The sequence below is a fragment of the Veillonella sp. genome (genome assembly GCF_015058545.1).
Lineage (GTDB): Bacteria > Bacillota > Negativicutes > Veillonellales > Veillonellaceae > Veillonella_A.
Map to the genome: position 1 here is coordinate 1 of NZ_SVCB01000147.1, position 13,551 is coordinate 13,551.

Below are 13,551 nucleotides of genomic sequence, written 5' to 3' on the forward strand. Positions count from 1 at the left end.
AAAAGCCCCCGAGTAGGGGGCAGCCAGTGGTAATAGAGTGGTTGTCAGATTACTCAAAGCCCTCTTTAGAGGGCAACCACTAGAGAAAGACCCTTATAGGGTCAGAGCAAACCACCCGTTCTACGGGTGGTTATGATTTATAGCCGGCGGGTATTGGATTTAATTATTATAGCCGGTTGTTATGGATTAAATTATTAGAGCCGATGGGTATTGAGTTTTAATTGTGATTGATGATTAGCTTATTATTCCGGTATATTTTGGAGGAAAACTATGGCAGATACAGCAGTAAAAGCGGCAATCGTTGATTTAGGCTCCAATTCGTTGCGTTTGTTGCTCGGCACTTATGATGGTAAAGAGTGGCACAATGAGCCGAAACGCCTTTGGACTACGCGCCTCGGCAAAAGAGCGGCCGATGGACAATTGACCGAGGAGTCGATGACGCGCAGTTTGGCTGCGTTAAAAGAAATTCAAGAGCTCATTGAAAGTTACGGCGCTACCCGTGTAGTAGGGGTGGCTACCAGTGCCGTGCGCGAAGCAGCTAACGGTGAGGCATTCATGGCAGAGGCGGTTAAAGTTTGTCCTATGGAGCCGAATGTGATTACCGGTGAAGAAGAGGCGGCCTTAGGGTTTGCCGGCGCTATAAGCTCATTTCCCGGTGATGAACGCCATTTCGGTTTAATCGATATCGGCGGGGGCAGTACGGAAATAGCGCTCGGTACAGCCGAAGGTGCCTACTGGAATCGCTCCTACCCGATTGGAGCGGTACGTCTCAAAGAACGTTCCGATGAAGGACCGCAGGAAGTGTGGCAGGAGACGCGGCCTTGGTTTGATCCGTTGCCAATCGAAGGTCCTTTTGGCGAGTTCATTGCTGTAGGCGGCACGGCTACGACCTTGGCGGCTATGCATCTTAAAATGACGGAATATAATCCGGGCCTCATTCACGGGCATCAGTTGACGCGTGCCGTCATTGAAGGCATGATTTTGGAACTTCGTTATATGACGCCGGAAGAACGGTTACAGGTACCGGGCTTACCGGCTACCAGAGCGGATATTATTGTGGCCGGCGCCGAAATTTTAACATCCTTCATGGATTGGCACGAAATCCCTCATGTTATCGTGAGTGAACGAGACGGCATGGAAGGAATGCAACAACGTTTGGTGAAATAAATATATAGTGCTGAAAAGATAGTGAGAAGGGAGGTGGACACATGGTTAACATTGAAAAGAAGGAGCATATTATTGCATCCTTTGAAAATAAAGTAGCAGCCTTTGCCCAAAAGCATGGTACGGTGCCGCCAAACAGTAAAGTACTGGTAGCTTGTTCCGGCGGTCCCGATTCGATGGCGTTGTTGCACTGGCTTATTACAGCTAAAGGAGAAGACATTGAGGCCGGGCTGACAAACGGTGAAGGCACTAAGGCGGCTTTGACAAACAGTGAAGGCATTGAGGCGGCGCTGACAATCGGTGTAGCCTGTGTGGACCACTCCTTACGCATTGAAAGTAAAGACGAGCTGGCTATGGTAGCGCGCTATGCAAGGAATCATGATTTACCGTTCTATCCGTTGACTATTGATGCGGCCGCGGAGGCCGAGAAATCCGGCGAATCCATCGAAACGGTGAGTCGCCGTTTACGCTATGAATTTTTCAGACATATCTGTCAATCTGAAGGCTACGATTATATTGCCACGGCTCATCATGAAAATGACCAGGCGGAAACTATTTTAGCCCACCTGATTCGCGGCAGCGGCACGACGGGCTTACAAGGGATGCGCGTCCTCGACGGGGATCTTTGGCGACCTTTCTTGGGCGTTACGAAAGAAGAGATAATGGCCTATGTTAAAGCCTTGGATATTCCGTTTGCTCATGACAAGACGAATGATGAGCCTATTTATATGCGCAACCGCTTACGCCTGGAAGTGCTACCTTTATTAAAAGAATTTAATCCCAATATGGTAGCCACCTTGGCGCGTTTGGGAGAAAATATGAATCGCGATGAAGCCTATTTAACGGCTGAAGTAAAGCGAAAATTTAACGAATTGTGCATTGTTTTTACCAAAAAAGAAGACGCGTCGCCCTATATCGAGTTAAAGCGTCATGAAGTGGCTGCTTTGCCGGATGCTTTATTTTATCGTTTGTGGCGATATGTGTTTGGTCTTTTTGACATAAAAAATACTTTTAGTAGTGCTCATGTGGCCGAACTTAGGCAGGTAACAGAGGGCAAAAAAAGAAAACAATTTATGCGTTCACAGGTGAAGGTTGCGGCGCAATATGATATAATACAAATTGGACGTTTAGTAGCATTTGATTTGAAAATGACTCAATATCGCATACGGGGATTACGAGCGCTCACATGGGCAGGGCCGGCGGAGGAGCCGATGCCTTTAAAAACCGGGGAGAATTTGTTAATTCCGCGCCAATTGGCAACTAAGGGCCCTGAAATTAGGCATCGCCGGGCGGGCGACCGCATAGTGTTGACGCGCCGCGACGGTCAAATATGGGGACACAAAAAGCTGAAAGACTGGCTCATAGATCGTAAAGTACCGACTGAGGAGCGGGATGCTTTATGGTTTGTGTGCGGTGATGACGTAGTTTTTTCAAAAGTGCAGCCGAAGACGACCACAATTGTGTGGGATGAGCAAACGAGTGAATATTGGGCTTGTTCTATCGAGGAGGAAAAGTAAATGTTAGATTCCATTAAGGAAGTATTAATCACTGAAGAAGCCTTGCGGGAACGGGTTGCCGAACTGGGCAAACAGATTTCTGCTGATTATAAAGGCGAGGACGTAGTTCTCGTGTGCGTATTAAAAGGGGCCGTAGTTTTCTTTGCCGATTTGGCACGTGCCATTGAAGGCAATGTAGCATTGGATTTTATCTCTTGCTCCAGCTATGGCAACAGCACTGTAAGCAGCGGTGTAGTGCGCATTATGAAAGACTTGGATAAACCGGTAGAAGGCAAGCATGTCATCGTTGTTGAAGATATTGTGGATACAGGCAATACCCTTCATTATTTATTGGAAAACTTAAAATTCCGTAATGCTAAGAGTGTTCGCCTCGTGGCGTTACTCAACAAACCGGATCGCCGCACGGTTGACGTGCATGTAGATTATCAGGGCTTTGTAATTCCTGATTATTTCGTAGTCGGCTATGGCCTTGATTACGCTGAAAGATTCCGTAATTTGCCATATATCGGCGTACTTAAAGAAGAAGTATACGCAGGTAAATAATATAGACAATATTCAATGTAAATTACAAATACATTGTATGTTAACCTAAAATATGGTAATATGTTTGTCAGAATATATTTTTTCGATATAGTGATGAAAACAAATCATATTGAGACATTTTGAAAGGGGTAATAGATTGGGTCGTTTTATGAAAAATGCACTGTTGTACATTTTGATTATTGTGGCAGCGGCTACAGTTATCAATTCGTTCTCCAGTACAAATACGGCAAAGTCAGAGATTAGTTACACCAGCTTTTTACAGTATGTAACGCAGAAGAAAGTAGACAGTATTACCATTACGGATAATCATGCCATTGTTGGTAAGCTTAAGAACGGTACGGAGTTCAGCACGTATGCGCCAACCGATCCTACTTTGATGAATCAGCTGACTACAAATGAAGTACAAATCACTGCAAAACCACCGGAACAACCTTCCTGGTGGATGGGCTTATTGAGCTCTGTATTGCCAATCTTCTTGTTGATTGGTGTTTGGTTCTTTATCATGCAGCAGACGCAGGGCAGCGGCGGTCGTGTTATGAACTTTGGCAAAAGCCGTGCTAAAATGCAGGGCGAAGGCAAAGTTAATGTAACGTTTAAAGACGTAGCCGGTGCGGATGAAGCCAAACAGGAATTGGAAGAAGTTGTAGAATTCTTGCGCAATCCGGGCAAATTTAATGCTATCGGCGCAAAAATTCCTAAAGGTGTTCTTTTATTCGGACCTCCGGGTACAGGTAAAACTTTATTGGCTCGTGCCGTAGCCGGGGAAGCGGGCGTACCGTTCTTCAGCATCAGTGGTTCCGACTTCGTAGAAATGTTCGTTGGTGTCGGTGCCTCGCGTGTACGTGACCTCTTCGGACAAGCTAAGAAAAATGCGCCTTGTATCATTTTCATCGACGAAATTGATGCGGTAGGTCGTCAACGTGGTGCCGGTCTCGGCGGCGGTCATGATGAACGCGAACAGACGTTGAACCAGTTACTCGTTGAAATGGACGGTTTCGGTGCTAACGAAGGTATTATTACCATCGCCGCTACCAACCGACCTGATATCTTGGATCCGGCCTTACTTCGTCCGGGTCGTTTCGACCGTCAGGTAACCGTAGACAAACCTGATTTACGCGGTCGTGAAGCTATCTTAAAAGTACATGCTCGCAACAAACCGTTGGCTGAGGATGTGGATTTACGTACCATTGCTAAAAAGACTCCGGGCTTTACCGGTGCCGATTTGAGCAACTTGTTGAACGAAGCCGCTTTGTTGGCTGCTCGTCAGAACCGTAAACAAGTTACTATGGATGATTTGGAAGAAGCCAGTGAAAAGGTAAGTTACGGTCCGGAACGCCGCAGTCATGTAGTAAGTGACAAAGAACGTCGTTTAACGGCGTATCACGAATCAGGTCATGCCATTGTGGCCCATTTATTGCCTGATGCCGATCCGGTTCACAAAGTAACAATTATTCCGCGTGGTCGTGCCGGCGGTTACACCATGATGTTACCTGTGGAAGAACAGAATTATATGACAAAATCCCAGATGCTCGCACGTATTCGCGTAGCCTTGGGCGGTCGTTGTGCGGAAGCGCTCGTATTGAAAGAAATCAGTAGCGGTGCGTCCGGTGACTTACAGCAAGTTACGAACATCGTACGTCATATGATTACGCGCCTCGGTATGAGTGATGAATTGGGACCACTCGTATTCGGCGAACATCAGGAACAAGTGTTCTTAGGCCGCAGTCTCGGTCATGAACGCAACTACGGTGAGGCGGTTGCTGAAAAAATCGATGCGGAAATGCATAAAATCGTTTCTGAAGCTTATAATGACGTAATGCAGTTGTTATCCGATAATATCGAGTTCTTACATAATATGGCGAATGTGCTCTTGGAAGAAGAAACTATCGACCATACTCAAATTGAGAACTTGTATAAATACGGAACCATTACGGACCCAAATACAGTGGAAGTAAATGGCGCTAAGAGTGCCTTGGAAGCTGCAGGAATTATTGTTCCTGACGCTATTGCCACCGAATCTGAAGGTGCCAATTCCAATACTGCTAACGGCGACACATCTGACACAAACAAATAATAATCGGTATACACCGATTGGCATAGGGCCGCCGGTAAGGCGGCCCTTTTTCATAAAGGAGGCATCAATTAGGATGAGAGATGCAATATTAGAGCTGCTTCGTGAGAATAAAGGTGAATTTGTATCGGGACAACGCATGTCGGAACGGTGCAAAGTTTCGCGTACGGCTATTTGGAAACATATTGAAGCTTTGCGTAAAAAAGGGTATACTATTGAATCATTCACCAAAAAAGGCTATCGCTTGGTGGATGAGCCCGATTTAATGAGTCCTCTTGAAATGGAGTCGGTTTTGACGACAAAAACATTCGGACGCAATTATCACTATGTACCAAGTCTGGAATCCAGTAATGCAGCAGCCCGTCAATTGGCCACGGAAGGTGCGCCGGAGGGTACCGTTGTAGTAGCGGAAGAACAGGTAGCCGGTCGCGGCCGTTTGAATCGCGGATGGTTTTCACCATATGGCAAAGGCCTTTGGTTCAGTATCGTATTGCGCCCGTCTTTCTTGCCGATTGAAGCTCCTAAATGTACGCTCATGGCGGCGGTGGCACTCATTAAGGCATTCCGCCGTTTAGGCCTCCATACAGCAGGCATTAAATGGCCGAATGACATTTTGGTCAACGGCCGTAAACTGGTGGGTATTTTGACAGAAATGAACGGTACCATGGAAGCCATCTCCTATATTGTCATGGGTATCGGCATTAATACGGGCAGTACGCAGGACGAATTGCCTGAATTTATTAAAGATATAGCTACTTCCTTTGCCATGGAAGGCGTTGAAGTTGATCGCCGTGAGGCATTAAATATTATTTTACAAGAGATGGAAATGCAGTATAATAAAGTGTTGGCTGAAGGGTTTGACAGCACTTTGGCAGAATGGAAGGAATTTAGTATTACCTTGGGGCAGGACGTAGAAGTACGCGCGCCGGGGAATACCTATGAAGGTAAAGCCATCGACCTTGATTGCGATGGCAATCTTATGATAGAACGTGCTGATGGCTCCGTAGAACGAGTGGTGGCCGGTGACGTGTCCATACGACCAGCACATAAAGTAGGAGGCTGACATAAACATGTTATTAGTGGTTGATGTAGGTAACACAAATATTGTACTCGGCGTATATAAGAAGAAAGAATTAGTCGGGCATTGGCGAATTTCCACGGACCGCGTCCGTACGACCGACGAATATGGCGTATTGTTGATGAACTTGTTTTTTCACGATCGCCAAGTCAATATCAACGACATTGAGGCAATTATTATTTCCTCGGTAGTTCCACCGTTGATGCCTACATTAGAGCGTGTTTGCCTGCGCTATTTTAATGTTAAACCGATTATTGTAGGCCCCGGAACCAAAACGGGGATGGCCATTAAATACGATAATCCTCGCGAAGTGGGGGCAGACCGCATTGTTAATGCTGTGTCGGCTTATGAAAAGTACGGCGGCCCGTTAATCGTCATCGATTTCGGTACGGCCACAACTTATTGCGCCATTTTGGCAAACGGCGATTATATCGGCGGTGCCATCGCACCGGGCGTGCAGATTTCGGCGGAAGCCCTCTTCCAGCGTGCCGCTAAATTGCCGCGTATTGAAGTGAAAAATCCGGGTCAGGTTATTTGTAAAAGCACGGTAACCTCCATGCAATCCGGTGTTCTCTTCGGTTATGTGGGCCAGGTGGAAGGCATTGTGGCGCGCATGAAAAAAGAAATGCCGGAAGGTGTAAAGGTCATTGCCACCGGCGGTTTGGCTCATTTAATCAATGCGGAAACGGACGTTATCGATTATATCGAGCCGATGTTGACCCTAGAAGGATTACGATTGTTGTATGAACGAAACAAATAATTCGACCTGGTATATCGGCAATGTGCCGATTGCCGGTCGGGCTGTGCTGGCTCCCATGGCGGGGGTCAGCGATATTGCGTATCGGCTCCTGGCAAAGGAGCACGGCGCTGCCTTGGTGTGCACTGAAATGGTGAGTGCCATGGGCATTAAATACGAAAACGAACACACAAAGGATTTGCTCTTCATGGAGGATGTGGAACATCCTGTATCGATGCAAATTTTCGGCTCCGACCCGGAAGCGATTGCTTTGGCGTCGCAAGTGGTGGAGCGCGCCGGTGCCGATATTGTGGATATCAATATGGGTTGTCCGGTTAAAAAAGTAGTATCATCCGGCGACGGTTCAGCTCTTATGAAAACACCGGATTTGGCAGCCCGTGTGGCGGAAGCCGCCGTTAAAGCTGTAAAAGTACCGGTAACGGTAAAGATGCGCCTCGGCTGGGATGATACATCCAAGAATGTACTGGATTTTGCAAAGCGTATGGAATCGGTGGGCGTTGCCGCCGTAGCCGTTCACGGCCGTACGCGGGAGCAGATGTACATGGGGCATGTCGATTGGTCCTATATTAAAGAAGTAAAAGAGGCGTTGAAGATTCCTGTAATGGGGAACGGTGATGTGGTGGATGCTTTATCCGCTAAAGCGCTGCTTGATGAAACAGGTTGTGACGCGGTACTCATCGGTCGCGGTGCTCAGGGCAATCCGTGGATTTTTAACGAAGTAAACGAGTATTTGGCAACCGGCACCTTGCTACCGAAACCAACGGCTCATGAACGTTTGAACATGTTGTTGCGTCATTTTGAACTCTTGTGTAAATATAAGGGAACGGTGCTGGGCGTACGTGAAATTCGTACCCACGCAGGTTGGTATATTAAGGGGCTGCCGGAGTCGGCTAAATGGCGTAATCGAATCAATACATTATATACGGAAGCAGCCTTTAAAGAGGCTATTGCCACGTATGCTGCCGAATTGACAAGGCAGTAAAATTGCACTGTAGTAAAATTGACAATGCAGTAAAATTATTGTTATAATATTACGTAAATTACGTAAAAAGCGTAAAAATATGTGATGTAAAGCAAAGGTGTCAGTGTATGACACTTTTTCTTTATAGCTAAACAACTATTGGAAGAGGAGTCCTATTATGGCAGAAGTTAAAGAAACACTGTTAACCGCAGAAGGTCTTAAGAAACTTGAAGAAGAATTAGCTCATTACAAATCTGTTCGTCGTATTGAAGTAGCGCAGCGTATTAAAACGGCTATCGAATATGGCGACATCAGTGAAAACTCTGAATATGATGATGCAAAAAATGAACAGGCTTTTATCGAAGGTCATATCATTGAATTAGAAAATAAAATTAACACGGCTAAAATTATTGATGAAAAAACTCGTAAAAATGTAGTATCCGTGGGCAGTAAAGTTAAATTATTAGACGAAGAATTTAACGAAGAATTGGAGTATGTAATTGTAGGTTCCTCCGAAGCGGATCCTTTCAACAACCGTATTTCCAATGAATCCCCGGTAGGCAGCGCTATTCTCGGTAAGAAAAAAGGTGCTACCGTTGAAGTGAATACACCGGATGGTGTAGCGACTTTCAAAATTTTAGCAATCAGCTAATACGGCAGTAGCCAGCTAATAAGGTGGCAGCCAATAAAATATACCAAAAATGGGCTCAAAACTGTTATACTATAAGTAATACCGTATTTGAGCAGATGAAGTTAGGAGGCCATGTAAGTGAGCGAAGAAAAAGCGACTACAGTACAAGAACAACAGCAGGAATTAAATGATCAAATGTTAATTCGTCGCGATAAGCTTGCACAATACGAGGCAGACGGAGTGTATCCTTTTGGCCAGCGTTTTGTAGTACAGCAGCATGCGGCAACAATAAAAGACAACTTCCGTGATTTTGAAGATCAGCCGGTAACCGTTGCCGGTCGTCTTATGACGATTCGATCCCACGGTAAAACGGCGTTTGCCAATATTCGTGATTTAACCGGTGATATCCAGATTTACTTGCGTAAAGACGTGTTGGGTGAAGACGTATACAAACACGTTAAAATGCTTGACATGGGCGATATCGTAGGCATCGAAGGGCACGTATTCCGTACGCATATGGGCGAAATCACCATTAAAGTTAACAAAATTACGTTGCTTTCTAAATCTTTGCGTCCATTACCTGAAAAATGGCATGGCTTAAAGGATACGGAACTTCGCTATCGTCAACGCTATGTGGATTTGATTGTAAATCCGGAAGTGCGCGATACCTTTATTAAACGTACCCAAATCGTGGCTAAAATGCGTCAATACATGAACGCTCATCAGTTCATGGAAGTGGAAACTCCAATGCTCCACGCTATTCCGGGTGGTGCTGCGGCTCGTCCGTTCATTACCCATCACAATGCGCTTGATATCGACATTTACATGCGTATTTCCCCTGAATTACACTTAAAACGCCTTATCGTAGGCGGTTTGGAACGCGTATTCGAAATTAACCGTTCCTTCCGTAACGAAGGTATCGATAACCGCCATAACCCTGAATTCACCATGATGGAATCTTACCAGGCTTACGGCAACTTCGAAGATGCCATTATGTTGACTGAAAATATCGTGGCTTACTGTGCGCAGGAAGTTCTCGGTACGACTAAAATCAACTACCAGGGCACTGAAATTGATTTGACGCCGCCTTGGAACCGCATTACGATGCAGGAAGGTATCAAGAAATATACGGGCGAAGATTTCGACGCCGTTGAAACGTTGGAAGAAGCACGCGCTATTGCGGACCGTTTGAACGTAGAATATACAGATCGCGACGGCATCGGCAAAATCATCAACCTTTGCTTCGAAGATTATGTAGAAGAAAACTTGATTGAGCCAACCATCGTGTACGGTCATCCGTTGGAAATCTCGCCATTGGCTAAACAGAACCGTGAAAAACCATTAACAACGGAACGTTTTGAAGCGTTCGTATACGGTCGTGAATTGGCTAACGGTTATTCCGAGTTGAATGACCCAATCGATCAGCGTCAACGTTTTGAAAAACAGTTACAGGAACGTGCTGCCGGTGACGATGAAGCTCACCGCATGGATGAAGATTTCGTAACCGCTTTGGAATACGGTTTACCTCCAACAGCCGGTCTCGGTATCGGTATCGACCGTCTCGTTATGTTCTTAACTGATTCCGCTTCTATTCGTGACGTATTGTTATTCCCACTCATGAAACCGGAAACAGAAACTAAAGCTGTTGAAGCAGACGAAGCTGATAAAGCAGACAAAACTGAATAAGTAAGATATAATTTTATACTGAAACAGATATAGGGCGACCGCGTATTATGAGTGGTCGCCTTTGTGTTTTTTGTTTTGTTTGCAGGCATGTGACAAAGTGATTGTATATCTTTTATTGTTATTGCATATTTACAAATTGATTTCCTTCGGATATAATCGTTTTAATAAATGAGAATGCTGTTTTTTCTTGTGACTATATTCTTAAATTACTTAGGGAGTGTTGGTATGAAACAGGTCTATATTAAATTAACAGCAATAAACGAAGATAAATTGAACGAGTAGAGATAGAAGGCATCCCTACGTCTATTGCAGCAATGTGTGCAGTGGATGGTAGAGTGCTTTTTTTATTATGTGAGATGATTTTAATTGAAATAGAGAATTGATTGTAGGGGTTGATAAAAGAGATGCTAAATAAAAGTAAATATTTAAGTATCCTATTAAAGTTCTATATAGTGTTTAGCATCATAATTTTTATAGTAATTTTACTTCATTCATATATAAATACGGGCGTATTTAAAGCGAGTGTTGGTATGATAGCTGAAGTTGATAACTATAATATTCAAGTTTTGAACGATGGTATGGTTTTAGATTTGAATCAGAAAAAAGATTATGTTATTACTACGAATGCTAAAGCATATAAGATTGTTGAAGAAGAACCTATTGGTTCAGAATTAAGCAGAGTACTGATAATAAAGGGTGAAAGCAATGAAAAACCGGCATATTTGATATATAGAGAAGCTTATAGTACTTGGTATTTTATTGATTATCCATATGAACGCTTAGGACCTTTTACAGGAGGAATAGTAAAATTAAATAATTGGGAAGTTTTGAAGAGTCTTTCTACTAAAGAAAAATATAATCCACAGATGATTATAGAAGAAAATGTAAAATCTGGAGATGATATCACATTATCTCAAATTAATGAATTGAAACATTTTATTGAAATGAATGAGTGGATAGTTATTAAATAGACTAAATATAATTGTCCGTTTAATTTTATATCATTATGGATATGCATATTAAGAAGTCCGGTCGCATGTGGGCGACCAAGGTGGCATAAACTTCATAAACAATTTAATATTATTTAGTATAGAAAAGAGTTCTGAAATGACGAAAAAAAGAAAAATAGGGATATTCTTGGTAATATGTTATATATTTATAACTTATTTTACATGGATACATGAAATTCGTATATTTGATTTTACATATTGGTATTATGGTAGATATCGTATGTTGCGATATACAGAGATTAGGGATATTTCAACTGGTGAAGGCCTTGAAGAATATGCTCTGAGTACAGAATGGAGGTTTCCCTATTTATACATTTATGGAATAACAGGCTATACAAAAGTGACTACAATTCCATTTTTTAATAAAATTGAGAAACTTCCTAATATGACAGTGTATACATATAATTTAAAGGAACCACCACATAACCCTTATCAGACAACGATTCCTAAATTAAAAGAATCTTACGGTGATAGGTTTATTCTATATGATTCTTTTGCAGATTTTACTGAGTCTGATCAATTAATTTTTGAGCAATTAGAAGATGAAGGAGAGCAATGGTTAAACTATTTAAAGTCTGAGCGGCGTAAATTATTTGTAAAAGGTTTAAAAAAACTTCGTTGAAGATTTATGCTGTTACCGGCTTTTTTCATGGTAAAAACTATTCAGATGTGGTATGATTAAGTGTAATTAATAATACATTGTGCCATTGGGCACGCATTTTAAGTAAGAGGTTATGGATATGTTAGATTTACGTTTCGTAAGAGAAAATCTGGAAGCAGTACAGCAAAACTTGGACAATCGCCATACTACCGGCGATTTGGAAAACTTTGCCAAATTGTATGATTTGCGCAAGGATTTAATTCAAGAAGTAGAACAATTAAAAGCACAGCGCAACTCAGTAACCGCAGAAATCAGTGCGTTAAAACGCAATAAAGAAAATGCGGACGACAAAATTGCGGAAATGCAGAAAGTGGGCGACAAAATTGCTGAGCTTGACGGCAAAATTCGTGAAACTGAATCTTCACTCCAAAACATTGCCCTCATGTTGCCAAATATGTGCGATGCATCCGTACCGGTAGGGGAAGATGAAAACGACAATCCTGAAATGCGTCGTTGGGGCAAACCTCGTGAATTCGATTTCCCTATTCAGGCTCACTGGGATTTAGGCGAAAGCCTCGATATTTTAGATTGGGAACGTGCCGCTAAAGAAAGTGGTGCCCGTTTTACATTCTACAAAGGCCTCGGTGCTCGTTTGGAACGTGCGCTTATCAACTTCATGCTTGATCTTCACACCGAAAAACAAGGGTATACCGAAATGATGACACCGTACATGGTAACTCGTCAGACTTTAACCAACACCGGCCAATTGCCTAAATTTGCCGAAGATATGTATAAAGTAGAAAACACGGAATACTTCCTCATTCCGACCGCTGAAGTTACCCTTACCAACTTCCATGCCGGCGAAATTTTGAGCTCTGATGAATTGCCTAAATACTACACGGCCTTCACTGCTTGTTTCCGTGCGGAAGCCGGTTCGGCCGGTCGCGATACACGCGGTCTCATTCGTCAGCATCAGTTCAACAAAGTTGAAATGGTAAAATTCGCTACCCCTGAAACATCCTATCAGGAACTCGAATCCTTGACGGATAATGCGGAAGAAGTATTGCGTTTATTGGAATTACCGCATCGTGTAATTACCCTTTGTACCGGTGATATCGGTTTCAGTTCCGCTAAAACCTATGACGTAGAAGTTTGGATGCCGGCTCAGGATTGCTACCGTGAAATTTCGTCTTGCTCCAACATAACCGATTTCCAAGCACGCCGCGGTAACATCAAATTCCGTCGCGATGCGAAGAGCAAACCTGAATTCGTTCATACTTTGAATGGCTCCGGTTTGGCTGTAGGTCGTACAGTAGCCGCTATTTTGGAAAACTTCCAAGAAGCTGACGGCTCCGTTCGCATTCCTAAAGTTTTACAGCCATATATGGGTGGCGCAGAAGTAATTAAACCTGTAAAATAGAAGTGTAAGGCATAAGGTCTGACGTATGTCAGACCTTCACCTATGCAATTTCGGAAACCGCCGATGCAGTTGCAATGACTTGTTGTAGCTAACTGAGGCAATCTTCCGGGAT

General features: G+C 43.6%; 12 protein-coding genes. All 12 read left to right on the forward strand.

All coding sequences use genetic code 11. The annotated features are described in order from the left end of the window. Nucleotides 1-270 precede the first annotated feature (270 nt). The 12 genes from E7204_RS09165 to serS all read left to right on the forward strand — a co-directional run bounded on the left by E7204_RS09165 (nt 271) and on the right by serS (nt 13,439). Nucleotides 271-1,167, forward strand: coding sequence for a phosphatase (locus E7204_RS09165; protein ID WP_295183893.1), 897 nt, complete (start codon nt 271-273; stop codon nt 1,165-1,167). A 41-nt stretch (nt 1,168-1,208) separates the two neighbouring features. Next, nucleotides 1,209-2,681 (forward strand): tRNA lysidine(34) synthetase TilS, encoded by a 1,473-nt coding sequence (gene tilS / locus E7204_RS09170; protein ID WP_295183896.1) that lies wholly within the window; start codon nt 1,209-1,211, stop codon nt 2,679-2,681. Further along, complete coding sequence (hpt, locus tag E7204_RS09175) at nt 2,682-3,224, forward strand: hypoxanthine phosphoribosyltransferase (protein ID WP_295183898.1); 543 nt, start codon at nt 2,682-2,684, stop codon at nt 3,222-3,224. Between the two features lie 136 nt (nt 3,225-3,360). Beyond that, nucleotides 3,361-5,298, forward strand: a complete 1,938-nt coding sequence (gene ftsH / locus E7204_RS09180) for an ATP-dependent zinc metalloprotease FtsH (protein WP_295183901.1) — start codon at nt 3,361-3,363, stop codon at nt 5,296-5,298. A 73-nt stretch (nt 5,299-5,371) separates the two neighbouring features. Continuing rightward, nucleotides 5,372-6,358, forward strand: a complete 987-nt coding sequence (locus tag E7204_RS09185) for a biotin--[acetyl-CoA-carboxylase] ligase (protein WP_295183904.1) — start codon at nt 5,372-5,374, stop codon at nt 6,356-6,358. 7 nt (nt 6,359-6,365) lie between these two features. Then, nucleotides 6,366-7,133: a type III pantothenate kinase gene (locus E7204_RS09190; RefSeq protein WP_006556385.1), complete on the forward strand. Its 768-nt coding sequence runs from the start codon at nt 6,366-6,368 to the stop codon at nt 7,131-7,133. Next, on the forward strand, nt 7,117-8,112 hold the full coding sequence (dusB, locus tag E7204_RS09195) for a tRNA dihydrouridine synthase DusB (RefSeq protein WP_295183908.1): 996 nt from the start codon (nt 7,117-7,119) through the stop codon (nt 8,110-8,112). The genes E7204_RS09190 and dusB overlap by 17 nt, the downstream gene beginning before the upstream one ends. 157 nt (nt 8,113-8,269) lie before the next feature. Next, nucleotides 8,270-8,743 carry a transcription elongation factor GreA gene (gene greA / locus E7204_RS09200; RefSeq protein ID WP_295183911.1) on the forward strand — a complete coding sequence of 158 codons (474 nt, stop codon included), beginning with the start codon at nt 8,270-8,272 and terminating at the stop codon, nt 8,741-8,743. 117 nt (nt 8,744-8,860) lie between these two features. Then, a complete protein-coding gene (lysS, locus tag E7204_RS09205; protein ID WP_295183913.1) occupies nt 8,861-10,408 on the forward strand; it encodes a lysine--tRNA ligase in 1,548 nt (515 codons plus the stop codon). A gap of 530 nt (nt 10,409-10,938) precedes the next feature. After that, a complete protein-coding gene (locus E7204_RS09210) occupies nt 10,939-11,379 on the forward strand; it encodes a hypothetical protein (RefSeq protein WP_295183914.1) in 441 nt (146 codons plus the stop codon). Between the two features lie 136 nt (nt 11,380-11,515). Continuing rightward, on the forward strand, nt 11,516-12,040 hold the full coding sequence (locus E7204_RS09215; protein WP_295183917.1) for a hypothetical protein: 525 nt from the start codon (nt 11,516-11,518) through the stop codon (nt 12,038-12,040). 118 nt (nt 12,041-12,158) lie between these two features. Next, the gene (gene serS / locus E7204_RS09220) at nt 12,159-13,439 is read left to right on the forward strand and encodes a serine--tRNA ligase (RefSeq protein ID WP_295183920.1); all 1,281 of its coding nucleotides are present in this window, start codon (nt 12,159-12,161) and stop codon (nt 13,437-13,439) included. Nucleotides 13,440-13,551: the final 112 nt, after the last annotated feature.